Origin of the sequence: Nonomuraea sp. CA-141351, assembly GCF_050944675.1 — a bacterium.
GTDB lineage: Bacteria > Actinomycetota > Actinomycetes > Streptosporangiales > Streptosporangiaceae > Nonomuraea.
Map to the genome: position 1 here is coordinate 3011165 of NZ_CP191982.1, position 26664 is coordinate 3037828.

Annotated in this window: 25 protein-coding genes and 1 tRNA gene; 14 read left to right on the forward strand and 12 right to left on the reverse strand. The window is 70.7% G+C overall.

From position 1 onward, the window contains the following. The first annotated feature begins 134 nt into the window (after nucleotides 1–134). The 3 genes from ACQPWU_RS14640 to ACQPWU_RS14650 all read left to right on the forward strand — a co-directional run bounded on the left by ACQPWU_RS14640 (nucleotide 135) and on the right by ACQPWU_RS14650 (nucleotide 2103). The gene (locus ACQPWU_RS14640; protein WP_433440169.1) at nucleotides 135–293 is read left to right on the forward strand and encodes a hypothetical protein; all 159 of its coding nucleotides are present in this window, start codon (nucleotides 135–137) and stop codon (nucleotides 291–293) included. 62 nt (nucleotides 294–355) lie between these two features. Beyond that, entirely contained in the window at nucleotides 356–1630 is a 1275-nt protein-coding gene (locus tag ACQPWU_RS14645) for an amylo-alpha-1,6-glucosidase (protein WP_433440171.1), read from the forward strand. Further along, a complete protein-coding gene (locus tag ACQPWU_RS14650; protein WP_433440173.1) occupies nucleotides 1627–2103 on the forward strand; it encodes a hypothetical protein in 477 nt (158 codons plus the stop codon). Before ACQPWU_RS14645 ends, ACQPWU_RS14650 begins: the two co-directional genes overlap by 4 nt. A 69-nt stretch (nucleotides 2104–2172) precedes the next feature. Here the strand turns inward: ACQPWU_RS14650 and ACQPWU_RS14655 are convergent, their stop codons facing one another. Then, nucleotides 2173–2490: a YtxH domain-containing protein gene (locus ACQPWU_RS14655; RefSeq protein ID WP_360687796.1), complete on the reverse strand. Its 318-nt coding sequence runs from the start codon at nucleotides 2488–2490 to the stop codon at nucleotides 2173–2175. A gap of 124 nt (nucleotides 2491–2614) precedes the next feature. On the opposite strand from ACQPWU_RS14655, the gene ACQPWU_RS14660 reads away from it, so the two are divergent. Next, nucleotides 2615–2686, forward strand: a tRNA-Asn gene (locus ACQPWU_RS14660). Between the two features lie 758 nt (nucleotides 2687–3444). Here the strand turns inward: ACQPWU_RS14660 and ACQPWU_RS14665 are convergent. Further along, complete coding sequence (locus ACQPWU_RS14665) at nucleotides 3445–4017, reverse strand: GNAT family N-acetyltransferase (protein ID WP_433440175.1); 573 nt, start codon at nucleotides 4015–4017, stop codon at nucleotides 3445–3447. A gap of 346 nt (nucleotides 4018–4363) precedes the next feature. Between ACQPWU_RS14665 and ACQPWU_RS14670 the strand changes: the two genes are divergently transcribed. Then, nucleotides 4364–4747, forward strand: a complete 384-nt coding sequence (locus tag ACQPWU_RS14670) for a hypothetical protein (protein WP_433440177.1) — start codon at nucleotides 4364–4366, stop codon at nucleotides 4745–4747. Nucleotides 4748–4913: 166 nt separating this feature from the next. Here the strand turns inward: ACQPWU_RS14670 and ACQPWU_RS14675 are convergent, their stop codons facing one another. After that, nucleotides 4914–5096: a hypothetical protein gene (locus tag ACQPWU_RS14675; protein ID WP_433440179.1), complete on the reverse strand. Its 183-nt coding sequence runs from the start codon at nucleotides 5094–5096 to the stop codon at nucleotides 4914–4916. Between the two features lie 76 nt (nucleotides 5097–5172). Here ACQPWU_RS14675 and ACQPWU_RS14680 point away from each other — a divergent pair, with 76 nt between their 5' ends. The 3 genes from ACQPWU_RS14680 (at nucleotide 5173) to ACQPWU_RS14690 (ending at nucleotide 7515) form a co-directional block, all read left to right on the forward strand. Continuing rightward, on the forward strand, nucleotides 5173–6315 hold the full coding sequence (locus ACQPWU_RS14680) for a sensor histidine kinase (RefSeq protein ID WP_433440181.1): 1143 nt from the start codon (nucleotides 5173–5175) through the stop codon (nucleotides 6313–6315). Continuing rightward, nucleotides 6303–6914, forward strand: a complete 612-nt coding sequence (locus ACQPWU_RS14685; RefSeq protein WP_433440183.1) for a response regulator transcription factor — start codon at nucleotides 6303–6305, stop codon at nucleotides 6912–6914. The genes ACQPWU_RS14680 and ACQPWU_RS14685 overlap by 13 nt, the downstream gene beginning before the upstream one ends. A 166-nt stretch (nucleotides 6915–7080) precedes the next feature. After that, the gene (locus ACQPWU_RS14690; RefSeq protein ID WP_433440185.1) at nucleotides 7081–7515 is read left to right on the forward strand and encodes a hypothetical protein; all 435 of its coding nucleotides are present in this window, start codon (nucleotides 7081–7083) and stop codon (nucleotides 7513–7515) included. Between the two features lie 43 nt (nucleotides 7516–7558). Here the strand turns inward: ACQPWU_RS14690 and ACQPWU_RS14695 are convergent, their stop codons facing one another. The 3 genes from ACQPWU_RS14695 to galK form a co-directional block, all read right to left on the reverse strand. After that, a complete protein-coding gene (locus tag ACQPWU_RS14695) occupies nucleotides 7559–8332 on the reverse strand; it encodes an enoyl-CoA hydratase-related protein (RefSeq protein WP_433440187.1) in 774 nt (257 codons plus the stop codon). A 43-nt stretch (nucleotides 8333–8375) separates the two neighbouring features. Continuing rightward, nucleotides 8376–9455 (reverse strand): nitric oxide synthase oxygenase, encoded by a 1080-nt coding sequence (locus tag ACQPWU_RS14700; protein ID WP_433440189.1) that lies wholly within the window; start codon nucleotides 9453–9455, stop codon nucleotides 8376–8378. A gap of 923 nt (nucleotides 9456–10378) precedes the next feature. Further along, entirely contained in the window at nucleotides 10379–11491 is a 1113-nt protein-coding gene (gene galK / locus ACQPWU_RS14705) for a galactokinase (RefSeq protein ID WP_433440191.1), read from the reverse strand. A 43-nt stretch (nucleotides 11492–11534) separates the two neighbouring features. Between galK and ACQPWU_RS14710 the strand changes: the two genes are divergently transcribed. After that, nucleotides 11535–12335, forward strand: a complete 801-nt coding sequence (locus tag ACQPWU_RS14710) for a 1-aminocyclopropane-1-carboxylate deaminase/D-cysteine desulfhydrase (RefSeq protein WP_433440193.1) — start codon at nucleotides 11535–11537, stop codon at nucleotides 12333–12335. Here ACQPWU_RS14710 and ACQPWU_RS14715 read toward each other — a convergent pair. From ACQPWU_RS14715 to ACQPWU_RS14725, 3 genes are all read right to left on the reverse strand, one after another. Further along, entirely contained in the window at nucleotides 12308–12979 is a 672-nt protein-coding gene (locus tag ACQPWU_RS14715; protein ID WP_433440195.1) for a DUF6766 family protein, read from the reverse strand. The genes ACQPWU_RS14710 and ACQPWU_RS14715 overlap by 28 nt on opposite strands. Before the next feature lie 79 nt (nucleotides 12980–13058). Next, nucleotides 13059–13442 (reverse strand): hypothetical protein, encoded by a 384-nt coding sequence (locus tag ACQPWU_RS14720; RefSeq protein ID WP_433440197.1) that lies wholly within the window; start codon nucleotides 13440–13442, stop codon nucleotides 13059–13061. 33 nt (nucleotides 13443–13475) lie between these two features. Beyond that, nucleotides 13476–14024, reverse strand: coding sequence for a hypothetical protein (locus ACQPWU_RS14725; protein ID WP_433440199.1), 549 nt, complete (start codon nucleotides 14022–14024; stop codon nucleotides 13476–13478). A 129-nt stretch (nucleotides 14025–14153) separates the two neighbouring features. On the opposite strand from ACQPWU_RS14725, the gene ACQPWU_RS14730 reads away from it, so the two are divergent. The 5 genes from ACQPWU_RS14730 (at nucleotide 14154) to ACQPWU_RS14750 (ending at nucleotide 23449) form a co-directional block, all read left to right on the forward strand. Beyond that, nucleotides 14154–19106: a tetratricopeptide repeat protein gene (locus ACQPWU_RS14730; protein WP_433440201.1), complete on the forward strand. Its 4953-nt coding sequence runs from the start codon at nucleotides 14154–14156 to the stop codon at nucleotides 19104–19106. A 61-nt stretch (nucleotides 19107–19167) separates the two neighbouring features. Then, nucleotides 19168–19896: a TetR/AcrR family transcriptional regulator gene (locus ACQPWU_RS14735; protein ID WP_433440203.1), complete on the forward strand. Its 729-nt coding sequence runs from the start codon at nucleotides 19168–19170 to the stop codon at nucleotides 19894–19896. 1 nt (nucleotide 19897) lies between these two features. After that, nucleotides 19898–22372 carry a PEP/pyruvate-binding domain-containing protein gene (locus ACQPWU_RS14740; protein ID WP_433440205.1) on the forward strand — a complete coding sequence of 825 codons (2475 nt, stop codon included), beginning with the start codon at nucleotides 19898–19900 and terminating at the stop codon, nucleotides 22370–22372. A 41-nt stretch (nucleotides 22373–22413) separates the two neighbouring features. Next, complete coding sequence (locus tag ACQPWU_RS14745; RefSeq protein ID WP_433440207.1) at nucleotides 22414–22563, forward strand: hypothetical protein; 150 nt, start codon at nucleotides 22414–22416, stop codon at nucleotides 22561–22563. Continuing rightward, on the forward strand, nucleotides 22541–23449 hold the full coding sequence (locus ACQPWU_RS14750; protein WP_433440209.1) for a phosphotransferase family protein: 909 nt from the start codon (nucleotides 22541–22543) through the stop codon (nucleotides 23447–23449). The genes ACQPWU_RS14745 and ACQPWU_RS14750 overlap by 23 nt, the downstream gene beginning before the upstream one ends. Here the strand turns inward: ACQPWU_RS14750 and ACQPWU_RS14755 are convergent. The 3 genes from ACQPWU_RS14755 to ACQPWU_RS14765 all read right to left on the reverse strand — a co-directional run bounded on the left by ACQPWU_RS14755 (nucleotide 23430) and on the right by ACQPWU_RS14765 (nucleotide 26553). After that, entirely contained in the window at nucleotides 23430–23906 is a 477-nt protein-coding gene (locus ACQPWU_RS14755; protein ID WP_433440211.1) for a nitroreductase family deazaflavin-dependent oxidoreductase, read from the reverse strand. The genes ACQPWU_RS14750 and ACQPWU_RS14755 overlap by 20 nt on opposite strands. A 4-nt stretch (nucleotides 23907–23910) precedes the next feature. Next, on the reverse strand, nucleotides 23911–24489 hold the full coding sequence (locus ACQPWU_RS14760) for a TetR/AcrR family transcriptional regulator (protein ID WP_433440213.1): 579 nt from the start codon (nucleotides 24487–24489) through the stop codon (nucleotides 23911–23913). A gap of 81 nt (nucleotides 24490–24570) precedes the next feature. Then, entirely contained in the window at nucleotides 24571–26553 is a 1983-nt protein-coding gene (locus ACQPWU_RS14765) for an amino acid transporter (protein ID WP_433440215.1), read from the reverse strand. Between the last annotated feature and the right edge of the window lie 111 nt (nucleotides 26554–26664).

Genomic DNA, 26664 nt, shown 5'->3' on the forward strand with positions numbered 1-26664 from the left:
TGCCCCCTTGGTCCTATCGACTTAACGGGGGATTCGAGCGGTTGGTTCCAAGAGTCGGGGTGACCCCTGACTTGTCCCTGATTCAACCCTGTCTCGCCTGCAATCGGCTTAAAGGATCTCTTACCGTTGCGGACATGGGACGAATTCTTCTGATTGCCGCGGCGATCGTGGCCGCGCTCGTACTCCTCGGCCCCCTCGTGGGCTTCGCCCTCACGCTGCTCAAGTGGGGCCTCATCATCGGCGCCGTGGCGTTCGGCGTCATGTTCCTTACGAAGTGGGCCCAGAGAAGGTGAGCGCAGAGAAAGTGAGCGCAGAGAACATAGCTTCCTGAGGCATCCGCGGGCATAGTTGGGTGATGGAGGCGCGGCCGGCGGTCGACGATGCCGCGCTCGGGCGTGAGGCGCTGGCCGTGCTCGAGGCGAACTGGACAGGCACTGGCACCGTGCCCGCGCCAGGTCTCTACCCGCACCAATGGAGCTGGGACTCCGCGTTCGTCGTCATCGGCCTGGCCAGGCACCGGCCCGACCGGGCCCGCGACGAGCTGCTCAGCCTGCTGCGCGGGCAGTGGGCCACCGGCATGGTGCCGCACATCGTCTTCCACACGCGCGAGGCGTACTTCCCGGGTCCCTCCGTGTGGCGCTCGCAGGAGCACGCTGCCGCGCCGCACGTCCTCACCTCGGGGCTCACCTCGCCGCCGATGCACGCGCTGGCCCTGTGGTGGCTCTACCGGCACACCGGCGACGTCGCGTTCGTCAGGAAGGCGTTCCCGGCGCTGGTCGCCCAGCACGCCTACCTCTCCTCGGCCCGCGACCTCGGCGGCGCGGGCCTGGCCGCGATCGTGCACCCCTGGGAGTCGGGCATGGACGACAGCCCGTCCTGGGACGACGCGCTGGCCGCGCTGCCGGTGATCAGGTACGGCTACCGCAACGTCGAGCTGGAGGAGCGCCACCCGGACAGCGACCACGACCGCTACGTCTGGCTGGCCATGCGCTACCGGGACGCCGGATACCGGGCCGAGTACCTGCGGGACGAGCACCCGTTCGCGATCGAGGACCCGATGTTCAACGGGATCTGGCTGGCCTCCTGCCAGGCCCTGGCCGAGCTGGCGCCCCTGGTGGGCGCCGACCCCGTGCCCCACGCCGAGCAGGCCGACCGCATCAGGCAGGCCATGCTCGACCGCCTCTGGGACGGCTGCTTCTACGCCCGCGACCTGCGGGCCGACCGGCTGATCCGGGTGGCCACGGTGGGCGCCTTCGGGCCGCTGCTGGATCCCTGGTTGCCCAGCGACCACCTGCACGCGGCCGTGGAGGTGCTGGAGTCGGCCAGGTTCATGGGGGCCACCGGCTATCCGGTGCCGAGTTGCGAGATCCGCGCCACCCAGTTCGACCGTACGCGCTACTGGCGCGGCCCCTCCTGGGTGAACACCAACTGGCTGCTGCGCAGGGCCGCGGCCGTGCACTCACTCGACCAGCTCGGCCAGCAGCTCACCAACTGCACGCTGCGCCTGGTCCGGCAGGCCGGGTTCCGCGAGTGCTTCGATCCCTTCGACGGCAGCGGGCGGGGGTGCAGGGACTTCTCGTGGAGTGCGGCGCTCACCCTCGATCTGCTCGCCGATACCGTGGTGGAATGAGCTTTTTCCACCGCCTGCCCGCCGATGTGCGCAAGTCCATGGACACTGAGCCGGGGGAGCGGGTGCTGACCTTCGCCGCCGGTGCGACCTCCGGCTACGTGGTGGCCACGAACCTCGCCCTCTACCTGACGGACGGGACGCGGGTGCCGTACGAGGAGATCGACAAGGCGTCGTGGGACGAGCAGGGGGTGCGGGTGCTCACCATGGACGGCACGTGGCACGTCGACGAGGTCTCCGACCCTCGGCTGGTGCCCGAGACCGTACGGGAGCGGGTCAACTCCACGATCGTGGTCAACAAGCACGTCAAGCTGCCGGGAAGGGGCGGGGTGCGGCTCGTGGCCAGGCGCCGGCCCGGCGGGGAGGTGCTCGGCTGGACCTTCGTCTTCGACGACGGCCTCGACCCCGAGGACCCCGGCCTGCGCGCGCAGGCCGAACAGGCCCTGGAGGGGCTACGGCGCAGCATGGGCGTCTGACGCGCCACGCGCGGGCGCCTCAGACGCCCATGCTCCGCGCCCGTCAGTGCGATCAGTACGGTCAGTACGTCAGTACGGGATGCCGCTCTCGCGGGCCTTCTTGTCCACGATGTCCTCATCCGGCCAGCCGGTGCCCGTGTCGGGCTGGTGCCGATCGGAACTGAGGAAGGGGATGCGGTGCTGCAGCGTGTCACCCACTCTCGACCTGGCCATCCCCGCCAGCTTCGACGCCTGCGCGCCCATCACCCCGGCGACCTCCTGGACCCTCGGGTTGTCGGCCACGCGCTGCGCCGTCCGCCTGATCTGCTCGTACCGCTCGCGTCCAGCCCGGCTGCCCAGCACGTAGCCGATCGCCAGACCAGCAGCGAATGTCATCCGATAACGCATCTTGCACCTCCGCTGTCTCCGGCCCTACCCCGCTTACGATGCGACACGCACTCCAGGAGTGCGCTAATCTATTCCTGCGCGCAGCGAAGGGGCCCAAGCCCCGGCGAAGTGCGCAGATGCCCGATCCCGCGTAGCTCAACGGCAGAGCAGCCGGCTGTTAACCGGCAGGTTATAGGTTCGAGTCCTATCGCGGGAGCTTCGGTAGAACTGAGGAACACACAGTTCAGGCCCCCTTCCTAGATCAAGGATAGGGGGCCTGAGCCGTTCCGGGAGCCACTACCCACTGTGATCGCCGTTGCCGAAGACGGCGTCCATGGTCTCAGCTCCATGAACGATGACCGGCCTGATCTGGTGCCGGTAGACGGTTTGCGTGGTGTCGGGTGTCGAGTGTCCGACAAGATCGGCGATGATCGAGACGAAAAGTGCCGAGGCTCCTGTACCTTCCGGCGGTTTCCGATGCCCGCCTTCCTCGTGATCACTCGCAGGCCCCGCAGCACGCGCATGGGATCAAGCAGGGTTCCGTCGTCGCGAGTGAAGACGAGACCGTGTTCCTGCCATGCGTCGCCGGCGGCCAGCTTCTGGGCGTTCTGACGTACTCGGTGCCGTCTGAGTTCACCGACCACGAGAGCTGGTAGGGCGAGCGCCCGACGCGACTTCTTGGTCTTGGTGTCGCCGCCGACTCGGCGCGCCATCATGGCGGCGGGCCGGGGCCGCTCGCCCACGGCCCGTCCCGCAACACGCCGGTCGGCAGGCGCGGACGAGGACAGGGCCGCGACGCTGGGAAGGGCACAGCTAGGGTCACGGGGCCGAGCTCATCAGCGCAAGTGCACATGGTCGGGGGCGCCGGCCTTACTGCGTTGCCTCCGGCGGGGCGCTCCGGCCCCCGCGGCTGGCCCACTACCCCTTCGGGTGGGACGACGGCAGACAGGCCATGAGGTCGTATTGATGGTCTGATCAGATTTGGAACATGGCCAGGGGAGCGGTGCAGAGGGTCTGCTCAGCGCCGTAATGCTCGAACGTGCTGACGGGGCGGAAGCCAAGGCGGGCGGCGAGTTTCAGAGATCGCTTGTTTGCGGTCTGGGTTGGGATCAAGACAGGCTGGTCGGGGAATTCGTCAGCCGCAGCGCGCAGCACGGCCGTTGCAGCCTCGAGGGCGAACCCCGCGCCCCATGCACTGCGCCGCAGGACATAGCCCAGTTCCAGTTCCTCGCCATCCTCGGTGACATGCCCGGGGGCATCGATCGACCGGCGGACGAGCTTCAATAGCCCGATGAGTCGGTTGGTCGTGTTGTCCGCGATGACATAGTTGCCGGGCGTGGAGGTGTGGGAGGTCGCGTTGGCGGTTATGACGGCATCGAAGCGCTGCTCGACATCACTCCGGGGCTGGGGACCACCAAGGTATGCCTGAACCTCGGGATCGGTATGCAGCTCGATGAATTCTTCACGGTCGGCTTCGTGCAACTCTCTGCGCAGCAGGAGTCGTTCCGAAGAGATTTCCGTGGCCGATAGCGTGGGCAATTGGCTCATAGGCCCATGATCCTAGGCGATCAACCTCGCGTTGCCGGCTACCCCTTTCCGCGACCGACGTCCCAGCCCCACCTGAACCAGTACCGGTGGTACTGCCAGAGAGCCAACTTCTGGCCCACGTTCCTCGTCTGACATCTCGATCGACATGCTTGAAGGGTGTGACCATGTCTGCGAGTAGCAGGCCGAGAAGAAGGGCGAGACCTACTTGGCTCACAGAAGATCGATGAGCGAATCTCGACACATTCGGTTGCTTGCCGTACGAGGAGTCGTTCTTTCGATTGGCCTGGCGGCGCTGACTGGGTGCACGGTACCCGTCCTCGGCGACCCCCATCCCCGGCCTGTCGCGATGGGTCGCACGGACGACGGGCGATTCAGGTTCGTGGTTCCGCTGTGTGACGGTGAGACGGTCTCTTCCATCGAGGTGCAAGAGCATCAGGCCGGACGTCTTGTGTGGAAGGCGTCGCAGCCGGCCCGGCCGGAAGAGCGGAACGGAGCGATCGTCTTCGGAGACGCAGGCGGGTTCACGAATCAGGAGACACCACCGCAGGAGCCGCTGCCGTCAAATATCAGTGTTAGCGTGGAACTGTCGAATGGCATTTCTGTCGGGCGTGGATTCCTGCTGAACGAGACTCCGGAGCAGTTCGCCGGGAGTGGCCAGGTACGCGATTTCGACGGCAAGATGATTTCAGATGATGAATTTCGCAGACAAGTGACCGCGGAGTATTGCTGACGCGCCGAGCACGCGCCTCCGCGCGGTGCCGGGTCTCATGAGCGCGTTCCCTTCACACCAGGCACCACCGGCCCCACGAGGGTCGGGTGTGGGGCCGGTGGCTGACGGGCGTCGGGGAAGCCGGGGCCTGGGAAGGCGCCCTCGTCCATTCGGTGAAGTGGTGCGGTCAGGGGGTGGGGCCGCGCTTGACGACGACGGAGGAGAGTGCCCAGCCGAGGCCCACGACGAGCCCGCCGACGATGGCCACGAGGCCGATGTCGCCGATCCCGAGCATCGAGAGCGCGGCGATCAGGAAGCCGTAGGTCATGGTGAGGGCGAGCATCAGGCGGAGATATGTCTTCCGGTTCATACCGACACGATCACGCGATTGAAGGCCCGGTTGTATCCACTGATCGGTGGACACGTCCCCGGTAAGATGTCCGATCATGGGTGGACCCGTCGACGCGCGGGCGGAGAACGCCTGGTCCCGTTCCTATCCCTTCTGGGACGCGTACTTCGCGATCGTGCTGGTGGCGACCATCGTCGCCATCGTGGCGACCGGCGGGGCGCCGGTCGCCATCGTGCTGCTGCTCCTGATCGCCGTCTCGTACGTGGCGTGGGGCCACAAGGCGGTGCGGGCGCCGGTCGCGCCCATCAAGGAGAGCTGGTGGCACGTCGCCGCGATGCTCGTCCTGTTCACTCCGGCCGATCTGCTCGCGCCGCAGTCCGCCGTCGCGCTGTCGGCGCTGATCCCCATGACGTTCATGGCGTTGCGGGCGGCGCGGGCGGTGGCCGTGATGGTGGCCATGTTCGCCGGTCCTGTGATCCAGCTCATGGCGGAGAACGGGTCGCATCCGCTGCTGATCGCCGTGGCGATCGTCATCGGGGTGTCGGCCAGTTCGCTGCTGGGGGTGTTCATCGAGCGGCTCGGGCGGCAGAACACCGAGCGGGCCCGGCTGATCGAGGAGCTCGACCGCACCCGGGAGGAGCTGGCCGAGGTGAGCAAGGAGGCGGGGATTCTGGCCGAGCGCGAGCGGCTGGCCGGTGACATCCACGACACGCTGGCGCAGGGATTTGCGAGCATTCTCATGCTGCTGCGGGTTGCCGAGGACGGGCGCGACCCGCACGTGGCGCGGGCCATGCAGACCGCCAAGGACAACCTCGCCGAGACCCGGGCCCTCATCGCCGCCCTGGCGCCGCCCGCGCTGGAGGGCGCCTCGCTGGAGGAGGCGCTGGGGCGGCTGGCCAGGGGGTTCGAGTTGCCCGTGGAGATGACCGTCGCAGGGGCCGCCGACGTGCCGCGCCCCGTCGAGGAGGTGCTGGTACGGGCCGCCCAGGAAGGGCTGGCCAATGTGCGCAAGCACGCCCGCGCCCGCTCCGTGCGGCTGGAGCTCGAGCACGTTCCCGGCGCGGCCGTGCGCATGTCGATCAGCGACGACGGCTGCGGCTTCGACCCCTCGGCCGTCCAGGACGGGTACGGCCTGCGCGCGATGCGCAACCGGGTGACGCGGCTCGGCGGCACCGTGCGGATCAGCGGCTCCCTCGGCGAGGGCACCACGGTCGCGGTGGAGCTGCCGTGCTCAGCGTGATGATCGTCGACGACCACCCCATCGTGCGCGAGGGCCTGCGCGGGATGCTTCAGTCAGAGCCGGACATCGAGGTCGTCGGCGAGGCCGGGTCGGCGGACGAGGCCGTGGCGGTCGTGCCCCGGTTAGGGCCCGACGTGATCCTCATGGATCTGCGCATGCCCGGCGGCGACGGGATCAGCGCCATCGTGCGGCTGGGGCCAGGCCAGCGGGTCGTCGTGCTGACGACGTACGAGGATGACGGGGAGATCCTGCGTGCGGTGGCGGCGGGGGCGGCCGGATACCTGCTGAAGGACGTGTCACGGGCCGACCTCGCGCGGGCCGTGCGGGCGGCGGCCCGCGGCGAGACGGTCCTGTCACCCTCGGTCGCCGCACGGCTGGCCGACCGGCGGGCCGCGCCTGTGCTGTCGGCTCGTGAGCGGGAGGTCCTGGAGCTGGTGGCCGAGGGGCTCACGAACGCGGAGGTCGGCAGGCGGTTGTACATCGGGGAGGCCACGGTCAAGACGTACCTGCTGCGGGTCTTCGGCAAGCTGGGCGTCTCCGACCGGACCTCGGCCGTGCTGGCCGCGCTGGACCTGGGCCTGGTACGGCGCCGCCCCTGACGGGTGACCCCTTGCCCGCCACACCGCGTCCCCCTTCCCCGGAAGATCTCAACCACCGGCTGCCACATCGGGCGTACCTGAAGATCACTTCGGCTCTCTTAAGCCTCGCTTCAGGTGCCGCGGGCCAGTCTCGGGGCTGTCTCATCGAATCGGGGAAGGAGATCCCATGTTCAAGCGACGCGTCGCCGTCGTCGTCACCGCCGCCATGCTGGGGCTGGCCGGAATGGCCGGGTCCGCGCTGGCCGACGACGGCTCGCTCCACGTGCGCGACGAGGGCCCGGTCAAGGTGCGGGACGACGGGCCGGTCAGGGTGCACGTCGAGCCGGGCGTCCGCGGTGGCGGGCTGAAGTGCTGGCTGAGCGACGGCAAGGTCGTCAAGTTCTCCAAGGCGAAGGTGACTGAGCTCATCGACGAGGACTTCATCGATCCTCAGCTCGCCGAGGCCGCCACCGAGGACGGCGTGACGACCGTACCCGAGGACCGGCTGTCGATCAGCGTGCCGGCCAAGGAGTTGCCGCGCAAGGTCACGGTCGGCAAGCGCTGGCACCGCAGCCGCGTCATCCACCTCACGTGCCTGTGGGACGACCGCGTGGGCCGGTAGCCCCCACCGCCGCGCCCCTGGGCTCTCCCAGGGGCGCGTGGCGTCACAGGGGCGGGAAGTTCGGCGGGCGGCGCTCCAGGAAGCTCGCGACGCCCTCCGCGAAGTCCGGACGGCCGAAGGAGGCGACCATCTCCTGGACGGCCGTCGCGGCTGAGGCCTCCAGGGTGGTGTCCCAGTCGTGCCACACCTGCCGCTTGATCACCGCCATCGACGCGGGAGAGCTGTACGCCGCGAGCTCCCGCGCGTACGCCTGCGCCTCGGCGACGACCGACTCACCCGTCACCGCCCGGTTCACCAGCCCGAGCTCGTACGCCTCGGCCCCGGTGAACACCCGCCCGGACAGCAGGATGTCCATGGCCCGCTGCTGCCCCATGATCCTGGGCAGCACCCAGGACAGCCCGTACTCCGCGACCAACCCCCGGCGCGGGAAAGCGGTGGTCCACTTGGCGTCCGCGGCCGTGAAGACGAGGTCGCAGACCAGCGCGTGCACCATGCCCAGCCCCGCGCAGGCGCCGTTGACGGCGGCGATGATCGGCTTGGCGATGGTCGCCGGGAACGTGTTCGGCCGGGGGTCGGGCTCCTCGTCGTAGGAGCCGCTCTGGATCGCGGCCAGCGCCTTGAAGTCCGCCCCCGAGCAGAACCCCTTGCCCGCGCCCGTGACCACCACGGCCCGCACCTCCGGGTCCTTCTCCGCCTCCGTCAGCAGGTCGAAGTAGCGCCGCCCCAGGGCGCTCGTCCACGCGTTCAGCGTGTCGGGACGGTTGAAGGTCAGGGTGAGTACGCCCTGGTCGAGGGATGAGAGCACGAGTTCTGCCATGCACTAACCGAACCATGTTCTAGCCGGGGATGGCAAGGATCGGTTACCGGTGGTGGACGAAGGCGGGGGTGAGGACGCTGGTGTCGTAGTAGCGGTGGAAGACCGGGGTGGCGCTGCCCGAGAGCGGTGGCACGATCCACGACCAGTCGGCAGGGCAGACGCGCCCGGCCTTCTCCTCGCGTGACAGGTGGGTGAGGAAGCGGCGCGACTCGGTGTGGTGGTCGGTCATCGTGACCCCCGCCTGCTCGAACGAGTGCAGCACCGCCACGTTCAGCTCGACCAGCGCGTGGTCGCGCCACAGTGTCCGCTCGGTGGAGGTGTCCAGGCCCAGCCGGTCGGCGACCACACTGAGCTGGTCGTACCTGTCGGGGTCGGCGAGGTTGCGAGCGCCGATCTCGGTGCCCATGTACCAGCCGTTGAAGGGCGCGCAGGGGTAGCAGATGCCGCCGATCTCCAAGCACATATCCGAAATAGCCGGTACGGCGTGCCAGCGCAGTCCGAGCTCCTCGAACCACGGGTATTCGGGGTGAACCAGCGGCACCTCCAGCACGGCGTCCCCTGGCAGGTTGCACATGAGCGGCTCGCCCAGGCTCGGCTGGATGATCACCGGCAGCACGTCGAACCGCCCCGACCTGCCGCGCCAGCCCAGCGCCTCCGCCATCTTGGTGAGTTCCACGTTGCGCGGGTCGCCGACGATGCTCCCGTCGCGGTTGCGGTGGCCCGCGTACCGGATGAGCTGGTCGTTCAGTACCCGTGGCCCTCGGAGGGCCGGCGTGTCGGGGGGCAGGATCGTGACGGTCGGCCTGATCTTTCCGTTCCCGGTGGCCTCGCGCAGATGGGCGACGCACTCGAGGGCCACCCCCTCGGCCGTGGCTACCTGCCGGCGGTCACGTACCTTCAGCGAGCGCCAGTAGAGCCGCCCGATGCACCGGTTGCTGTTGCGCCAGGCCACCCGGGCGCCGAACTCCAGCTCCTCGTACGTGTGCGTGTAGGTGCCGCGGCGGGCCACGTCTCTGGCGACGTCGCGCAGCCGGGCGTGCAGGCCTCCGGCTTGTGGGTGTTCGGCGTGGAAGAGCCTGATGAAACGCTCTGCCTCGCGGAGGTCGGTGGTTCGCTCGAGCACCGCCTGTACGGCGAGGGCATCGAATGGACGCAGGTTCGTAATCCAGGTACGCACGCGGCAATCAGCACTTCTCCGTCATCGGATCGCTTCGCCGATTCCGGGTCGGCGGCACGTTCCTGATGGCGGCGCCCTCTCCTCGCCACCGTCACGACTTGTCCGCGGCTACCGGCCTTTGGGGACCAGTAGCCTCATCTTTACTCGCGGTCGCTGCTTTGTCCCGCCAAACCACGAAATGCACGCGCGCCTTGACTCCTCGAGCCGGACGCAATGGCCCACCCACCCGTGGCGCCGTTCGGGGCGCCGGGCTCCGCCGCACACCGCGGCGTCGACGCGGTACGTCCCGCCGGCGCGGTGCTCGGAGGCGCGGCGCGTGTGGCGGCTCCCGGGGCGACGGTCGTCCGGCCACGTTGGTCGCCGCCAAGCTGCGGGCGGTCCGCCACATCCGACGCCACCACGCTACGGTCCTCGCCGCGACACTCGGCCGTCCTCGATAGGGCCACCGCCGTGTCATGGCCCTTGGCGCCGCGCTCACCCCCACCATGGGGGCGGGCGCCGTTCGGGGCGCTGGGCTCTGCCGCACGCCGTCCCGCCCCCGCTGCGCTCGGGTCGCGGCGCCTATGGCGGCTCGCGGCTCGTGGCGACGGCCGTCCTACGTTGCGTGGTCCGTGGCCGTCCGGTGCCAAACGGTCGCTCACGCCGCAAGGCGCCTTGCGGCACGACGTTTCACGGCGCGGGGCGTCTCACACCACGACGTGCCTCACACCCCGAGACCTCACACCCCGAGACCTGACGCGACGAGACGCCTCACGCGACGAGACGCCTCACGCGACGAGGCCCCTTGCGCGACGAGGCGTCCCGCGTCGCGAGGCCCCTTGTGCGACGAGGCGTCCCACGCCGCGAGACGTCCCGCGTCACGAGGCGTCTCATGCCAGGCGGTGGGCGCCGGGGGCCGGGGTGGCGGGGAGGAAGCGGGGGGTCTGGAAGCCGTGCTCGGCGAACGCGTTCGACACCGACTCCTCGACGGCGGGCAGGCGGTCCACCGGCACCAGGGCGATGGCGGAGCCGCCGAAGCCGCCGCCCGTCATTCGGGCGCCGCGGGCGCCGCCACGGATGGCGGCCTCCACCGCCACGTCCAGCTCCGGCGACGACACCTCGTACTGGTCCCGCAGCGACAGGTGTGAGGCGTTCAGGAGGGCGCCGATCTCGTTGACGGCGCCGGCGCGCAGGAGGCCGACGAGAGCCTCGACGCGGTGGTTCTCCGTGACCACGTGCATCGTGCGCTTGCGCTCGTCCCCCTGCAGTTGGTCGAGGGCCCCTGCCAGGTCCGTGACGTCGCGCAGGGCCGGGACGCCGAGCTTGCGGGCCGCCGACTCGCACTCCGCGCGGCGCTTGGCGTACTCGCCGCCCGCGTGCTCATGGTGCGCCTGCGTGTCGATGATGAGCATGCTCAGCCCGTGGGAGGCCAGGTCGAGCGGGATGTTGCGGGAGCCGAGGGAGCGGCAGTCGAGGAACAGAGCGTGTCCCTCCTGGCACAGCGCCGAGGCGGCCTGGTCCATGATGCCGCAGGGCATGCCGACGAAGTCGTTCTCGGCCTTCTGGCTGAGCAGCGCGATCTCCATGGGCGTCATGCCCAGGTCGTGGAGGTCGTTGAGCGCCGAGGCGACGGACACCTCGAGGGCGGCGCTGGAGCTGAGGCCCGCGCCCGGCGGGATGTCGCCGTCGATGGCGATGTCCGCGCCCGCGACCCGGTCGCCCAGCATGTCCAGGACGCCGACGACGTAGCGGGTCCAGCCCTTCGACTCGTCGTGGCTCGCCAGAGTGACGGGCTCGCCGGAGGACTGGAGCGACAGGATCCGGATGGTACGGTCCGCGCGCGGGGTGACCGCGGCCGTGACGCCCAGCGGCACGGCGAAGGGGAGTACGAAGCCGTCGTTGTAGTCGGTGTGCTCGCCGATCAGATTGACCCGGCCGGGCGCATGCCAGACGGTCTGGGGGGACGCGCCATAGGCGGCACGAAAAGCTTCAACAACGCGCATAATCGAACACTCCTCAACAAAGGCCCGACCGTAGACTAGCGCCATGGAGGAACTCCTGGATCCAGGGCTCGGGCGGGTCCGGGTGTTCCTGATGCATGACGACAACAAGCCACGCAAACTCAAGTACAACCTCGGCCATTCCCGGCTGCTCACCTTCGGCGGCGCGTACTCCAACCACATCAGGGCCGTGGCCGAGGCGGGGCGGCGGCACGGGATCCAGACCATCGGGGTCATACGAGGTGAGGAGCATCTGCCGCTGAATCCGTCACTCGCCTACGCGAGGGCGTGCGGGATGACCCTCACCTATATGGACAGAGCCACCTACCGGCTCAAGCACACAGAGCCGGTGCTGGCCGGGCTGCGGGCGCGGTGGGGTGACGACGTGGTGATCCTGCCCGAGGGCGGGAGCAACGCGGCGGCCGTGCGCGGGTGCGCCGAGCTGCCGGGGGAGATCACCGAGGAGTACGACGTCATCTGCTGCCCGGTCGGGACCGGCGGGACGCTGGCCGGGATCTCGGCCGGACTGCCGGAGGGCAAGTGGGCGATCGGGTTCGCGGTGCTGAAGGGGGCGGGGTTCCTCGCCGATGAGGTGGCCAGGCTCCAGCGCGAGGCGTACGGGCGCACGTGGTCGAACTGGGAGATCCGCATGGATTACCACTTCGGCGGATACGCCAAGTCAACACCTGCCTTGGACCGCTTTATCGCGAAATATCGTGTCGAAGGCGTCTACGTGGCCAAAATGCTCTACGGGATCCTGGACCTCGCCCGGCAAGGCGCCTTCCCGCAAGACGCCCGCGTCGTCGCCGTGATCACCGGTCAGCCCTCCACGCCCGTGGCCGCGTGAGGCGCCCCGACCGGCTTCGACTCGGGCGACCCCCGCTGCCGCAGGTAGATCGAGAGCACCACCATCGACAGCACGGCCAGCAGTTCGGACTGCCAGTTCTGCAGGGTCCGGTTCCAGAACTCGGGCGAGGTCACGTACGACCACCAGGACACCGGATCGCGCAGGTCGCCGAGCCGCTCCGAGTTGTACGCCGCCTGCCCCGCCACCGACTGCGCCAGCCACGACAGCACGAAGACGGTACCCATCACCAGTCCCAGCGAGTTGCTGAACAACCACAGCCTCAGCCCGCGGGCGCCTGCCCACCGGGGAGACCCGGAGCCGGCATACGCCCCGACCCGCTGCCTCTCGTCGGACTCCGCCCCCGCCTCCTTCATGTCCTTGGACTCAGGCGACCCTTTCTGCACCAGCCAGACGGTCAGCATGATGAACAGGAAGAACTGCAGGTACTCCGACTGCCAGTTCTCCGACACGTCCACCGCGAACGAGGACGACGTCACGTACTGCAGGAACGAGACGGGCTCGGCGCCCTCGACCAGTTGCCGGTCGTTGTACTCCAGCATCCCGGACACCGCCTGCCCGCCGAGCGCCAGGAAGAACATGATCATGAAGGCCAGGGCCAGAGAGTTCTCCTTGAGCCACCTCACAGCCGCGACCACCCCACCACGAAGAAGAACGCCAGGCCGACCACGATGATCAGCATGGTCAGCGTGAACATCACACGCATCAGTCCTCCACTTCGCATTTGTAGGGAAGGTCGTGCACCGGCTCGCACCCGGCGGCCTTGACCCGCCAGCCGTCGGTGAAGCGGTGCAGGAAGAGCGTGTCGCCGGCCAGCCGTACCTGTGCGTCCTCGCCCCACACGCTGACGGCGGTGACGGAGCCGCCCGGACCGAGACCCAGCTCGCGCAGCGCTTCGGCGCAGGTCTGACCGGGGTTGGGGAGATTCTCGGCGGTCTTGCGCGTGAGCATCGCGCACGCGGCATCCTCACGGTGTGCGGAGAGAGCCGCGTGGAAGCGCTCGGCCGCCTGCGCCGGAGCGGCCATGTCAGGGGCGCAACCGGTAGCGGCGAGCGCGAGCGCCGGCACCAGGATGAGCAGGGTCCTCATGCGTCCCTGCTACCCGCGGATCAACCGCGCATGCTAGCCGCCGAGCTGGTCGAGCACCGGTGACACCAGCGCGTTGAGCTCGCGGGTCAGCACCACCACCGCCCGGTGCGCGCGCTGCTCGACCTCGTCGTGCGGCCCCTCGGGCTCGGGCGGCAGGTCGTCGAGGGGCACGGGCACCTCCAGGAGCAGCGTGGCCCGCAGGAACGGGTGCCTGGCCAGGTCCTGCTGGGTCGGGTCGACGTACTGGCCGAAGGTCTCCTGCCAGCCCAGCCACCCGCGGTCGCGCCACCAGGCCCGCGACCGGGTCAGCTCCTCGGGCAGCGGCGAGACCACCCTGACGCGCGCGTAGAGCGAGCCGTCCCAGGTGTTGCGGTGGCAGGTCGCGTCCAGCACGCGCCGGTCCCACCTCACGTAGCCGGGGGCCAGCGACGGCGGCGTGGCCAGCCGCCACGCCGCGCACGCGAACCTGATGGGCGCGATGTCGCCCCACTCGAACTCTTCGAGATTCTTGCGGACGTGTACGGCATAGCGCCCGTCACGGTCTCTGTCGAACTCTTGATCGATCCAGAACGCTCTGCCCATGGGGACTACGCTACGGCCTCCCCCGCCTCCGCGTGGTGGAGGCCATGGGCGCGAGATCTCGGAATGCCCTGTGACGGAGGTGGCAGATGTGTAGCTTTTTCACATTGTTGGATGACTTTGGAGTGAGCAATGGCGTCAGAACAGCTCGACGCGGCCATGAGTTACTGGAAAACGGGAGATCTCGATGCGGCCGCCGCGCTGTTCAGGCAGATCGCGGCCACGGGAGATCCGGAAGCGTCCCATCTGCTGGCCGGGCTGCTGCAGGAGCAGGGGGACCTGGACGGTGCCGAGGCGGCGCACAGATCGGTGATCCAGTCGGGTGACCCCGTGTTCGGGCAGCGCTCGGCCATCGCCATGGGGATGATGCTGGTCACCGCCAAGGAGTGGCCCGCGGCGCACCGGGTGCTGATGATCGCGTCGGATGGGGCCGACTTCGAGGTGGCCGCGCTCGCCGACACGGCGCTGGTGCTGGTGCTCACGCAGATGGGCGACGTGGTGGGCGCGCAGGAGGCGCTGGAGCGGGCGCGCAGGTGCGACAGTCCCGCCGTGGCCGAGCTGGCCGACCGGCTGGAGCTGCCCGAGTTTCACCAGGACCCGGCCTCGGCCCGTGACCTCTATGAGCAGGCGGAGGACGAGGACGACTACCGGGCGCTGCTGACCTGCGGCGATCCGGACGTGGTGTCGCTGTCGGCGTTCCGGCTGTACCGGATCTACGCCGAAGAGGAGGAGTTCGAGCAGGCCAGGGAGGTGTGCGAGCACGCCATCGCCGTCGGGCACCCCGACCACCTGGCCATGGCGCACAAGCTGCTCGGCGCGGTGCTGGTGGACCTGGGCGAGTACGCCGAGTCCGCGGCCGCCTACCGCGTGGCCGCCGAGGACCCCAGGCCGGGCATCCGGCTGCCGTCGCTGATCGAGCTGGCCAAGGTGACCGCGTCGCTCGGCGACGTGGAGGAGACGAAGGCGATCTTCCGCCGGGTGATGGCCAGCGGTCATCACGAGTACGTCGTGCAGGCCCAGGCGTGCCTGGCCCAGATGCACACCGAGGCGGGCGAGCCGGCCCTGGCGCTGACCGCGCTGCGTGCCGTGCTGGAGGTGGGGGAGGACGAGTGGGCCCCGATCTGCGTCACGCTGCTCGGCATGCTGCTCGACCAGCATCCGGAGGCGTACGACGAGGTCATGGAGGCGGTGCGGCTCGCGGCCGGGCATGAGGATCCCGACACCGCGTTCAAGGCGGGGCTGCTGCTGGAGCACGCCGCCAGGCAGCAGCCGCTGGCCGACCCCGTCGAGGAGCAGGCGCTCCAGGACACCGACGAGGGGCTGGCCCGCATGCAGGCCGGCGACCTGGCCGAGGCCAGGCGGCTGATGCGCAAGGCCGCCGACTCGGGCGCGCCGGCGCAGGCGCTCAGGGCCATGGTGACGCTGGCCCAGCTGGAGATCGGTGAGGGCGATCGGGAGCAGGCCGACGAGCTGCTCGCGTACGTGGCCGAGGGCGACGACGTGCTCCAGGGCTTCAACGCGGCCTTCCTGCTGCACCTGCTGCGCGAGTCGGGCGAGCAGCCGCACCCGGTGCTGCAGGCGATCCTCGACCACCAGCGGCTGGGCAGGGAGGAAGGGCTGGTCCGCTACCACGCGACCATGGAGCACGCGGATCCGGCCGTCGCGGCGATCGGCACAGCCGTGTTCGCGCAGGTGCTCGCCGCGATCGGGTACGACCTGTCGGAGGCGGCCAAGCTGTTCCAGTCGGCGGCCGACGCCGGGGACCCGCTGGCTCTGTCGTACGCGGCCGTGATCTGCAAGGAGATGCTGTCCGACGAGGACGAGGCGGTCGCGCTGCTGCGCCGGGCCAGGGCCGAAGGCCATCCGGTGCTGGCGCCGTGGGTGGGGTACGCGCTGGGCGGGCTCGTGGAGGAGCACGACCTGGCCGAGGCGCGGGCCGCGCACACGATGGCTTTGGAGAGCGGCAACCGCGGGCTGCGGGCAGAGGCGGCCGGCGCGCTGCTCACGGTGTACGAGCGGCAGGGCGACCTGCTGGCCGTCTGCCGCATGCACGAGAGGCGGCTCGAGGAGGAGATCTCCGAGGACGATCGCGGGCGCACCGCCTGGCTGCTCGGGCTGAACCGGGTCAGGGTCGACGACCTCGCCGCCGCGCGGGCGGCCTTCGAGCCGGTCACGGGGGAGCCGGAGGCGATGGGACGCTACGCGCGGTCCCTGCTCGACCGGGACTTCGAGGGCGCGGCTGAGGCGTTCGAGGAGATCGGCGACGACGGCAGCGCGTTCCTGGCGAGCATGCTGGCCATGGAGAGCGCGCACGCCTGGCAGCGGCGGGGCGAGATCGCCGCCGCCGACGGGGCGCTCTCCCTGATGCTGGTCGCCGGGCACACCGATTACCGGCAGGAGGCGGGGTGCTACCTCGGCGCGCTGCGTAACGAATCGGGCGACAAGCGCGGCGCGCTGGAGGCGTGGGGGCAGGTCGCGGAGGGCGGCAACGAGCGCCTGGCCGCCATGACGCAGTGGGACATCGGGCGGGTGCGGCAGGAGCTCGGGCTGCTGGACGAGGCGGCCGCGGCCTACCGGGCGGCGATCGAGGGGCTCGACGACAGGCGCAGGAAGGACGCGACCATGCGGCTCGCCGAGGTGCTCGTGGCGCGCGGCGCGACGGAGGAGGCCCGGGAGCTGCTGGCCGGCGAGTTCGGCGCGATGGGACGGCTCCAGCTCGTCTGCGTTCTGCGCGACCACGGCGACCTGACAGCGGCCCTATCCCTCCTGACCCGCGGATCCCGGGATGCGTGGGAGGCGCAGTTGCTCGGTGAGCTGCTCGCCAGGACCGGAGACGTGGCGGGGGCGCGGGAGGCGTTCGAGCGCGCCGTGGCCGCCGACCCCGAGTCCGCGTCCGGCACGCTGGTCGCGGCGGGCAGGTTGCTGGCGGAGGCGGGCGACGCCGAGTACGCCCGATCCGCTTATGAGCGGGTCGTCGCCCAGGACGACGACGAGTGGTTCACGGCCGTCGCCCGGGTCCGGCTCGGCACGGCCTCGGCCAAGGAACGCGGATGGGTGCTGGCCGACGACGGGGACCGGGAGGGCGCGGTCGCGGCGCTGACCGAGTTCGCCGGGTCGGAGCTGATGGCCGAGGTGCTGCTCGCGCTCAACGACGACGACGCCCGGGGCGTACGCCGCCTGCTGGCCGCCGCGGACCCGGAGGCCCGGCACGAGCCCCTCGCCGAGATCCTCGAGCGGGCTCGCGGGCTGGACGATCACCATGCGGCCACGGCGCTCTGCCGGGTGGTCATCGAGCTGGGCGAGCCCGCCCTCGCCGCGCAGGCCGCGCTGGATCTCGGCGTCATCAAGGCGGAGCGCGGCGACCACTGCCAGGCCGAGCTGGCCACCCTCCCCGCCACGGAGCACCAGGAGACGGCCGCGGACGCCTGGCGCAACATCGCCATCGTCCGCCACCGGCGCGGCGACCTCGACGGGGCGATCGAGGCCGCGCGTGCCGCGATGCCCGCCACCGCCGTCGTGCTGGCCGAACTCCTCAACACCGGCGGCGACACCGCGGGCGTACGCGCGGCGCTGACCGCAGGGGCAGTGGACGGCGACCTCGAGAGCCTGCGCCACCTGCTCACCCACCTGCTCGTCGAGCAGGACTACGACGCCGTGGCGAGGGAGGCCGAGCAGGCCGTCGGGACCGGCGACCCCGAGACCGTGTCGATGGGCTACTGGACGTGGGGGGACGCGTACAAGGCCCGGGGCGACATGGAGAACGCGGCCCTCATGTTCCAGCGGGGCGTGGACACCGGCTTCCCCGACACCGAGGCGGGCATCCGGGTGGACCTGGCCAAGGCCATGCGGGAGCTGGGCGACACGGCCGGAGCCGAGCGCGAGGTGCGGCTGGCCATCGAGTCCGGCGAGCCGAGCGCGGTGGAGAGGGCCGGCGTGCAGCTCGGCCTCTGGCGGCACGAGGAGGGCGACCAGCTAGGCGCGGCGCAGGCGTTCGCCGCCGCCGCGGAGGCCGGATCCGACCTGGCGACGGACAACCTCCGCGTGCTCGCCCACCAGGCCGCCGACCGCGGCGAGCACGCCCTGGCCGTGGGGATCCTTCAGCTGATGGGCGACCAGGCCGGCGGTGTGGCGAGCGAGCTGGCCGGCCAGTGCGAGGACCCGGCGGCCGTGCGGGCGTACCACGAGCTGACGGGGCGGGGGCCGTTCACCGAGCTGGACATCGCCGACCGGCTGGCCGAGCTGGGCGAGACGGCCGAGGCGCGGGCGATCTACGAGCGGCTCAGCGGGCACGACGAGCCGGACGTACGGTTCGTCGCCGGTGGCAGGCTGCTGGACCTGCTCGACGACGAAGGGGACACCGACGCCTTCTTCGACGTGGCGCAGCGGGCGGCGGCCGACGCCGACAGCCCCATCCGGGGGGTGTTCGGGAGCCTGCTCGGCATGCTGCAGAGCAACCGCGGGGACACGGAGGCGTCCCTGGACACGCTCCGGGAGGCGGCCGCGGGCGGCGAGCCCATCGCGCTGGTCACGCTCGCCCAGACGCTGGTCGGGGCCGGGATGGTGGACGAGGGCCGGGAGGCGTACCTGCGGGTGCTCGACGCCGATGACGCCGGCCTCGCCGCCCGGGCCATGATCGCGCTTGGGCAGACGTATCACGACGAGGACGAGGAGCGGGCCCGGCACTGGTACCTGAGGGGCGTCGAGGAGGGCGAGGGGCACAACAGCGCGGTCGCGGCGATGTACCTGGGCGCGCTGGCCAAGCGGGACCGGGACTTCCCGGAGGCGCTCACCTGGTATCAGCAGGTCATCGACGCGGGGGACACGGAGTCGGGGATGGCCGCGGCGCACCTCGGCGAGCTGTGCTACTGGCTCGGCGACCGCGACGGGGCCCTGCGGTACTACGAGCTGACGCTGGGACTGACCGAGCAGGCCGACCTGGTGGCCGAGGCCGCCTGCCGGCTGGGTGAGATCCGCTACGAGCGGGGCGACCTGGAACTGGCCCGGCAACTGCTGATGACCGCCGTGTCCACGGGGGATGCTTCGTTCGCCCCGTCGGCGGAGTCGCTGCTGGCGAAGCTCGGCTGAACTTGTCCTTAATTAAATGACCATCTAGTCTCATCTAGTCAAACAAATGAGGTGAGACGGGATGGTCAGGGCAGGACGACCACCACAGGATCCGGTGCGCCAGCTGGAGCGGGCGCACCGGATCCTCGACGCCGCCGCCGAGCTGGTCCTGCGCTGGGGCTACGACAAGACCACGATCGACGACGTGTCCAAGCGGGCAGGTGTCGCCAAGGGCACCATCTACCTGCACTGGAAGACGCGCGACGACCTCTTCGCCGCGTTGCTGCGCCGCGAACGGGTGCGCATGCTCGCCGACGTCCGCGGCCGCGGCCCCGCCACGCTGAGCGGGCTGTACGGCGAGTTCGCCCGCGCCCTGCTCGGCCGCCCGCTGCTCAGCGCGTTCATGCGGGGCGACTCCGAGGTGCTCGGCAAGTTCGCCCGCCAGAAGCAGCACTCCGGGAGGCCGCCGGTGGCGGGCGAGGCTCTGGACACCTACGTGGCGGAGCTGGTCAAGCGCGGCGCGGTGCGCGAGGAGGTGGGGGACCACGTCCTGGTGGCCAACGCCGTCCTGTACGGGTTCCTGCTCCTGCCGGACAGCAGCCCCGGCGAGCCGCGGCCGTCCGACGACCGGATCGCGGAGCTGGTCGCCGACACCATCGAGCGGACCCTGACCACGGGCCGCCCCCTGTCCGGCGACGACGCGGGCGCCGTCGCCCGGGCCACCCTCGACTTCCTCGACGCGGTGGAGGAGATCGCCCAGCAGAGGCTGGCGGCCTCCATGGGCGGTTCGAAAAGCTCAAGGAGCGTATGACGTGAAGGCCGTACTTCCCCTCGACGACGCGGCGGCCGATCTCGCGACCGTGGGCGGAAAGGGCGCATCGCTGGCCAGACTGACCAGGGCGGGGCTGCCCGTTCCCGGTGGTTTCCACATCACGACCGAGGCCTACCGGGCGTTCGTGTCGGCGTTCCGCGACGAGATCCCGCAGGCCGAGGACGTGCGGAGGCTGTTCGCCGAGCACGACATGCCCGCCGGGATCGCCGCGGACATCAGCCGGGCGTACGAGGCTCTCGGCGACGACGTGGCGGTGGCGGTGCGCTCGTCGGCCACCGCCGAGGACCTGCCGGACATGTCGTTCGCCGGTCAGCAGGACACCTATCTCAACATCACAGGCGACGCCCTGCTCGACGCGGTCAAGCGCTGCTGGGCCTCGCTGTGGAACCCACGCGCCATCGCCTACCGCGAGCAGAACGGCGTCCCCCACGACGACGTGGCGCTGGCCGTGGTGGTCCAGGAGCTGGTGGACGCGGACGCGGCCGGCGTCATGTTCACCGCTAACCCGATGAGCGGCGCCCGCGACGAGACCGTCATCAACGCCTCATGGGGGCTCGGCGAGGCGGTCGTCGGCGGCCAGGTCACCCCCGACACGATCGTGGTGTCCGGCGGCGCCGTCACCCGGTCGCAGGTCGGCGACAAGACGGTCATGACCGTCCGCACCCCCGACGGCACTCACGAGCAGCCCGTGCCGGAGGAGCTGCGCGGCAGGTCCGTGCTCGACGCGGCGCAGGCCGTGGAGCTCGCCGCGATCGGCGCGCGCATCCAGGCCCTGTACGGCACCCCGATGGACGTCGAGTGGGCCAGGCGCGGCAGCGAGTTCGCCATCGTCCAGGCCCGCCCGATCACCGGCATCAAGCCGCAGGTCGAGGAGTGGAACGACAGCCTCAAGGGCGACTACCTGTGGACCGCCGGCAACCTGGGCGAGGCCATCCCCGACGTGATGACGCCGATCACCTGGTCGCTCGTGCGCCTGTTCATCAAGGAGGCGATGTCCGCCTCGGCCCTGCCCGGCTTCGACATGGTCGGCAACATCGGCGGCCGCTTCTACATGAACCTGAGCATCGTCCACTCCATCGCCGGGGCCTTGGGCATGCGCAGCAGGTTAAGCGCGGTCGAGCAGGTCTTCGGCAAGCTCCCGGCGGGCCTCGACGTGCCGATGGTGCCGGTGTCGCGCTGGGAGATCATCAAGCGCACCCTTCCCCTGGCGATCAACATCCAGCGCCGCGTGCGCCACAACCTCAAGGGACTGCGTGCGTTCCTGGCCACCTCGCGGCGGCGGTGCGAGGAGTTGCGCGCCACGATCGCCGCCACCGGCTCCGGTCCGCAGCTGGCCGACCTGTGGGAACGCGAGATCAGGCCGCACATGGTCACCTCCTGCCGCATGCTGGAGGCCGCCGGCCGCCAGGGCGGCGCCACCCTGGTCTGGACCCGCGACCGGCTGCGCAAGATGATGGGCGACGTCGATGCCGAGGCCATGCTGACCGGTGTGAACGCCGAGGGCGAGCTGGCCAGCCTGGGCCCGGTCATGGGCCTGTCCAGGCTGGCTCGCGGGGAGATCACCAGGGAGGAGTTCGCCCGCACGTACGGGCATCGCGGCCCCCACGAGTTCGAGGTGTCGATCCCGCGGCCCGGCGAGGACTCCGGCTGGATCGACGCCCAGCTCGCGGGCCTGCGAGACCTGCGGGCCGACACCGAGGCGCTGCTCGCGCGGCAGGAGAAGGCCAGGGAGGAGGCGTGGACGCGTTTCGCCGAGCGCTATCCGCGCCAGGAGGCCAAGATGCGCGCCAGGGTCCGGCGCTGGAACGCGGTGGTGCGCGACCGCGAGTCCACGCGCTCGGAGAACATGCGGGCGTTCTGGGTGCTGCGCGCGTTCGCCGTACGGGCGGGGGACCTGTCGGGCCACGGCGACGACGTGTTCTTCCTCTACCTCGACGAGCTGCTGGCCCTGCTGCGCGGTGACCCGTCCCCGCTGGAGAAGGTGCCGGTACGGCGGGCCACCTACGAGCAGTACGCCGCCCTGCCGGTCTACCCCGCGCTGATCGTCGGCCACTTCGACCCCGTGCGCTGGGCCGCCGACCCCGACCGGCGGGCCGACGTCTACGACGCGCGCGGCACCGGCGTGCCCGTGAGCGACACCGTGAAAGGCTTCCCCGGCGCACCGGGCATCGTGGAGGGCATCGCCCGCGTGATCTCAGGACCTGAGGAGGGCGATCGGCTCAAGCCGGGCGAGATCCTCGTCACGACGCTGACGAACGTGGGCTGGACCCCGATGTTCCCGCGTGCCGCCGCCGTGGTGACCGACATGGGGGCACCGCTGTCGCACGCCTCGATCGTGGCGCGTGAGCTGGGCATCCCCGCCGTGGTGGGCACCGGCAACGCCACCATGCGCCTGCGCGACGGCGACCGCGTCAGGGTGGACGGCGAGCGGGGCACGGTCGAGTTGCTGAGGTGAAAAGACTCCGCCAAGTCGATCGCTTCGACGGGTGGCATGCGATGACCTTGATCCCCATGATCGAATGGTGGACCCCAGAGGACGAACGCGAGCTCGAGGCGCGCTGCGCCCGATTCAGGATCGCCAAGCTGGCGCTCGATCGCGGCGACGGCGAGATGGACAGGGAGGATGAGGCCGATTCGGCGGCGTGACTTCGCCGAGCTGCCGCCGTCCCTCGTCGCTGAAGTGGAGCGCCGGGTGGGCGCCGTGCTGCGGTTCGAGGAGCGCCGGGGTGGTTTCTCGGACGGCGTGCTCGGCGTGGCCACGCTCGCCGGCGGGCAGCGGGTGTTCGTCAAGGCCGTGCCGGCGGACGGCGCCGACGCTGACGGCTACCGCGAGGAGGCGGTCGTCAGCGCGGCGCTGCCGCCCGCGGTGCCGGCGCCGCGGCTGCTGTTCACGTGCGAGAAGGGCGGCTGGGTGCTGCTCTGCTCGGAGGTGGCGCCCGGGCGGGTGCCGCACGAGCCGTGGCGCCCGGAGGAGCTGTCGGCGGCGCTGGACCTGCTCACTGCCTGCGCCAGGGAGCTGACCCCGGCCCCGCTTGACGGCCTCCCCACCGTGGCCGCACGCATGGCGGGTCGTTGCGAGATCTGGCAGGACCCGGGCACCGCGAGTGTCGGCGAGTGGGAACGCGACCACCTGCCCAGGCTCGCCGAGACAGAGCGGGCATTGGAATCGCTGGTCACCGGTGACACGATGCTCCACTTCGATCCGCGTTTCGACAACGTCGTCATCGACGAGCACGGCACGGCCAGGCTGGTGGACTGGGGACGGGCCTGCGTGGGCCCCGCCTGGGTGGACCTGGTCTGCCTGCTGCTGGAGTCGGACCTCGGGGAGCCCGATCCCGAAGAGGTCTTCGCCGGGCACCCGCTCGGGGAGCAGGCGGTGCCCGAGCACGTGGACGCCCTGCTGGTGGCCCTCCTCGGCTACTGGACGCGTACCGCCGCCATCCCCGGGCCCTCGCACGCCCCGCACCTGCGGGACCGGCGCGAGCACTCCCGCCGCGCCACCCTGGCCTGGCTCAGCTCCCGCTGGGGGTGAAGAGCACGAACGGGATGTGGCGGCCGACCTCGCGATAGTCGGCCACACTGCCGTCGACCGCGAAGCCCATGATCTTGCAGAGCCGTCGGGCGGCGGCGGGGTGGCGCGGCGCGTACCTGGTCATGAGCTCGGCGCCCTCCTCGCGCTGGAGCGGTACGGCCCTCACCGGCAGGGTCCGGCCGCCGACCTGGATGGTGACGTCGGGGGCCTTCATGACGTTCCGGTACCAGTCGGCCCGCGTCCCGAAGCCGGAGGCCGCGACGTAGCCGCGTTCGCCGTGCTCGACGACCTCGACGACGGCCTGGCGCGGCCTGCCGGAGACGCGGCCGACGTGGTTGAGCAGCATGACTCGCCCGCCCATCAGCCTGCCGAGCCCCAGCCGGTAGAGATGGATGGGCAGCCGCCACAGCAGGCGGCTGACCCCGGTCGGCGGGCCGGGTTGATTGACGATCTCCATGCGGTCAGTCCTCTCCGTGGCCGAGCAGGGCCCGCAGCGGGCCCGCTATCGCCGCCAGGTCGAAGTCGGGGTCGAGCGCGCGGTGGAGCATCACGCCGTCCACGGCCGCCGCCAGCATCACGGCCGTGGCGTACGCGTCGTCGCCTCCGTGGCCCCGCCGCACCAGCCACGCCGCCACGCGCGAACGGAAGGCGGCGAGCTGCTCGAACAGCCGCTCGCGCAGCTGGGGCAGTCGCGTCGCGGCCAGGAACATCTCCGTCAGCAGCAGTGAGGCGGGATCCGTGCCGCTGTAGCGGGACAGCTCGCCCACCAGCCAGTCCACGCTCTCCTCGATGCCGGGGCTCGCGGACAGCTCCTCGGCGAGCCGGTCGAGCAGGGCACCGGTGACGCCGAGCCCGGCCGTGACGAGCAGGTCGGTCACCGAGGGGAAGTGGTAGTGCACGACGCCGGGCGCCACCCCGGCCCGCTCGGCGATCAGCCGTGTCGTGACGCCGCCCCACCCGACCTCGGGCACGAGCGCCACGGCCGCGTCGAGCAGCCGCTGCCTGGTCGCCTGGCCGCGCTCGCCGGATACGTGAGCCATTGGCCGGGGCCTTTCTGGACGGTCGCCTTGGACACTTGCCCAAATTGTACATCCCCTGGCCGCCGTGGGGAGCGGGCTCCGTCAGCCGCCGACGTGGACGCCCGGCCGCTTGGCCGGCTCGGGCTCGCCCTTGCGGATGATCTCGCGTACGACCGGCGCCGTGTCGCCGCGTCCGAGGATGAGATAGCGGAAGAGGTGCATCAGCGGCGAGCCCTCCGCCCACTCGAAGTAGCAGTGCGGCCGGACGCCGGTGGCGTCGCGCAGGGCCAGCAGGACGGCGGCGATGGCGTTGGGCACGGCCGGGCTCTCCGCGCGCAGCACACGGTGCCCGTCCACCTCGACGCCGCGCACGTGGAGCGCGTCGCTGAAGTCGGACGGGTCGATGACGTCGATCTCGAGGAAGAGCACGTCGGCCCGCCCGGGGACCGGGTTCATGCCGCGCTGTTCGGTCTCCTTGGTCTCGTACTCGGCCTTGTCGCCGGACTGGCGGCGGTTGGCGATGATGTTGAGCGCGCCGTCGTACTCGATCGAGTCGGCGATGAACCGCCGCGCCGCCTCGTCGAACTCGATCCGGTCGGCCCGCAGCTCGGTCGTACGGGAGACACGCGAGATCAGCGAGATGGCGACGATGCCCAGGATGAACAGCGCGGAGATGGCGATGCCGTCCGGCTTCTCCCTGATGTTCTCCACCAGCGCGTAGAGCAGCACCAGGGTGAGCGCGGCGAAGCCCGTGGTGGCCGCCCGCTGGCGCTTGCGGATGGCCGAGATCGTCACCGCGACCGCGCCGGAGACCATCATGGCCAGGATGCCTGTGGCGTACGCGCCGGCCTGGGCGTCCACGTCGGCGTCGAAGGCGATGGTGAGCACCACGCAGATGCCGGTGTAGACGGCCACCACGGGCCGGACCGCGCGGCCCCAGTCGGGCGCCATGCCGTACGAGGGCAGGTAGCGCGGCACGATGTTGATCAGACCGGCCATCGCGGACGCCCCGGCGAACCACAGGATGAGGATCGTGCTGATGTCGTACGCCGTGCCGAACACCTCGCCGAGCCGCTCGTGCGCGAGGTACGCCAGCGCCCTGCCGTTGGCCTCGCCGCCCGGCCTGAACTTGTCGGCCGGGATGAGCACCGTGGTCACGAAGCTGGTCGCGATCAGGTAGACGCTCATGACGAGCGCGGCCGAGGTCAGCAGCTTGCGCGTGTTGCCGATGCGCGACGCCAGCCGCCGCTCGGCGGTCTCGCCCTCGGCGGCCACGAGCGGCATCATGCTGACGCCCGTCTCGAACCCGGACAGCCCCAGCACCAGCAGCGGGAAGGCGAGGACGGCCGGCCCGATGAGACCGCCGAAGCCGCCCGTCCCGCTGGTCAGCGCGTCGGTCCACCGGGAGATCGCGTCGGGGGAGGAGATGACGTCTGTCAGCCCGACGGCGACGACGACGGCGTTCATGATCAGGAAGATCGCGACGAGCGGGATCGCCACGCCGACCGCCTCGCTGAAGCCGAGCAGGAACACCCCGCCCAGGATCAGCAGCAGCACCACGGTCAGGATGACCTCGTGACCGTGCAGGAAGCTCGGGAAGTACGGGTTCTCCACGACGTGCACGGACGCGTCCGCCGCCGACAGCGTGATCGTGATGATCCACGACGTGGCCACGAACCCCAGCAGCACGAGCACGAACAGCTTGCCCCGCCAGAACGGCAGCAGCCGCTCCAGCATCGCCACGGACCCCTGCCCGTGCGGGCTCTCCCGCGCCACCCTCCGGTACATCGGCAGCATGCCGAGCAGCGTCAGCGCCACGATGAGCAGCGTGGCCAGCGGCGACAGCGCCCCGGCCGCCAGCGCGGCGATGCCGGGGAGGTAGGCCAGCGTCGAGAAGTAGTCGACGCCGGTCAGGCACATGACCTTCCACCAGGCCTGCGGCTCGGAGTGCCCCTCGGTCGCCTCGGGGCCCACCGGCTGCACGCGAAGCTGCAGCAGCCAGCGGGCCAGGGCGCTGGACGGAGGCGCTGGACGGGTCGGGCTGTCCACGACCGCCGGGACCGTAAGCCCACCGGTACCGCTCACCGGATCTTCCTCTCTCCCAAAGAACGCACCCCACCCTAGGGCGTCCCGCGTGGAAGCAGGTGGGTGGCGCGGCATTTCCGGCCGCATCAGTGCGGATGCCGCACATGGGAA

Coding starts and splice junctions, on each gene's coding strand:
- ACQPWU_RS14640 (WP_433440169.1), top strand. CDS start 135: ATGGGACGAATTCTTCTGATTGCCGCGGCGATCGTGGCCGCGCTCGTA.
- ACQPWU_RS14645 (WP_433440171.1), top strand. CDS start 356: ATGGAGGCGCGGCCGGCGGTCGACGATGCCGCGCTCGGGCGTGAGGCG.
- ACQPWU_RS14650 (WP_433440173.1), top strand. CDS start 1,627: ATGAGCTTTTTCCACCGCCTGCCCGCCGATGTGCGCAAGTCCATGGAC.
- ACQPWU_RS14655 (WP_360687796.1), bottom strand. CDS start 2,490: ATGCGTTATCGGATGACATTCGCTGCTGGTCTGGCGATCGGCTACGTG.
- ACQPWU_RS14665 (WP_433440175.1), bottom strand. CDS start 4,017: ATGAGCCAATTGCCCACGCTATCGGCCACGGAAATCTCTTCGGAACGA.
- ACQPWU_RS14670 (WP_433440177.1), top strand. CDS start 4,364: ATGGGTCGCACGGACGACGGGCGATTCAGGTTCGTGGTTCCGCTGTGT.
- ACQPWU_RS14675 (WP_433440179.1), bottom strand. CDS start 5,096: ATGAACCGGAAGACATATCTCCGCCTGATGCTCGCCCTCACCATGACC.
- ACQPWU_RS14680 (WP_433440181.1), top strand. CDS start 5,173: ATGGGTGGACCCGTCGACGCGCGGGCGGAGAACGCCTGGTCCCGTTCC.
- ACQPWU_RS14690 (WP_433440185.1), top strand. CDS start 7,081: ATGTTCAAGCGACGCGTCGCCGTCGTCGTCACCGCCGCCATGCTGGGG.
- ACQPWU_RS14695 (WP_433440187.1), bottom strand. CDS start 8,332: ATGGCAGAACTCGTGCTCTCATCCCTCGACCAGGGCGTACTCACCCTG.
- galK (WP_433440191.1), bottom strand. CDS start 11,491: ATGCGCGTTGTTGAAGCTTTTCGTGCCGCCTATGGCGCGTCCCCCCAG.
- ACQPWU_RS14710 (WP_433440193.1), top strand. CDS start 11,535: ATGGAGGAACTCCTGGATCCAGGGCTCGGGCGGGTCCGGGTGTTCCTG.
- ACQPWU_RS14720 (WP_433440197.1), bottom strand. CDS start 13,442: ATGAGGACCCTGCTCATCCTGGTGCCGGCGCTCGCGCTCGCCGCTACC.
- ACQPWU_RS14725 (WP_433440199.1), bottom strand. CDS start 14,024: ATGGGCAGAGCGTTCTGGATCGATCAAGAGTTCGACAGAGACCGTGAC.
- ACQPWU_RS14730 (WP_433440201.1), top strand. CDS start 14,154: ATGGCGTCAGAACAGCTCGACGCGGCCATGAGTTACTGGAAAACGGGA.
- ACQPWU_RS14735 (WP_433440203.1), top strand. CDS start 19,168: ATGGTCAGGGCAGGACGACCACCACAGGATCCGGTGCGCCAGCTGGAG.
- ACQPWU_RS14745 (WP_433440207.1), top strand. CDS start 22,414: ATGACCTTGATCCCCATGATCGAATGGTGGACCCCAGAGGACGAACGC.
- ACQPWU_RS14750 (WP_433440209.1), top strand. CDS start 22,541: ATGAGGCCGATTCGGCGGCGTGACTTCGCCGAGCTGCCGCCGTCCCTC.
- ACQPWU_RS14755 (WP_433440211.1), bottom strand. CDS start 23,906: ATGGAGATCGTCAATCAACCCGGCCCGCCGACCGGGGTCAGCCGCCTG.
- ACQPWU_RS14760 (WP_433440213.1), bottom strand. CDS start 24,489: ATGGCTCACGTATCCGGCGAGCGCGGCCAGGCGACCAGGCAGCGGCTG.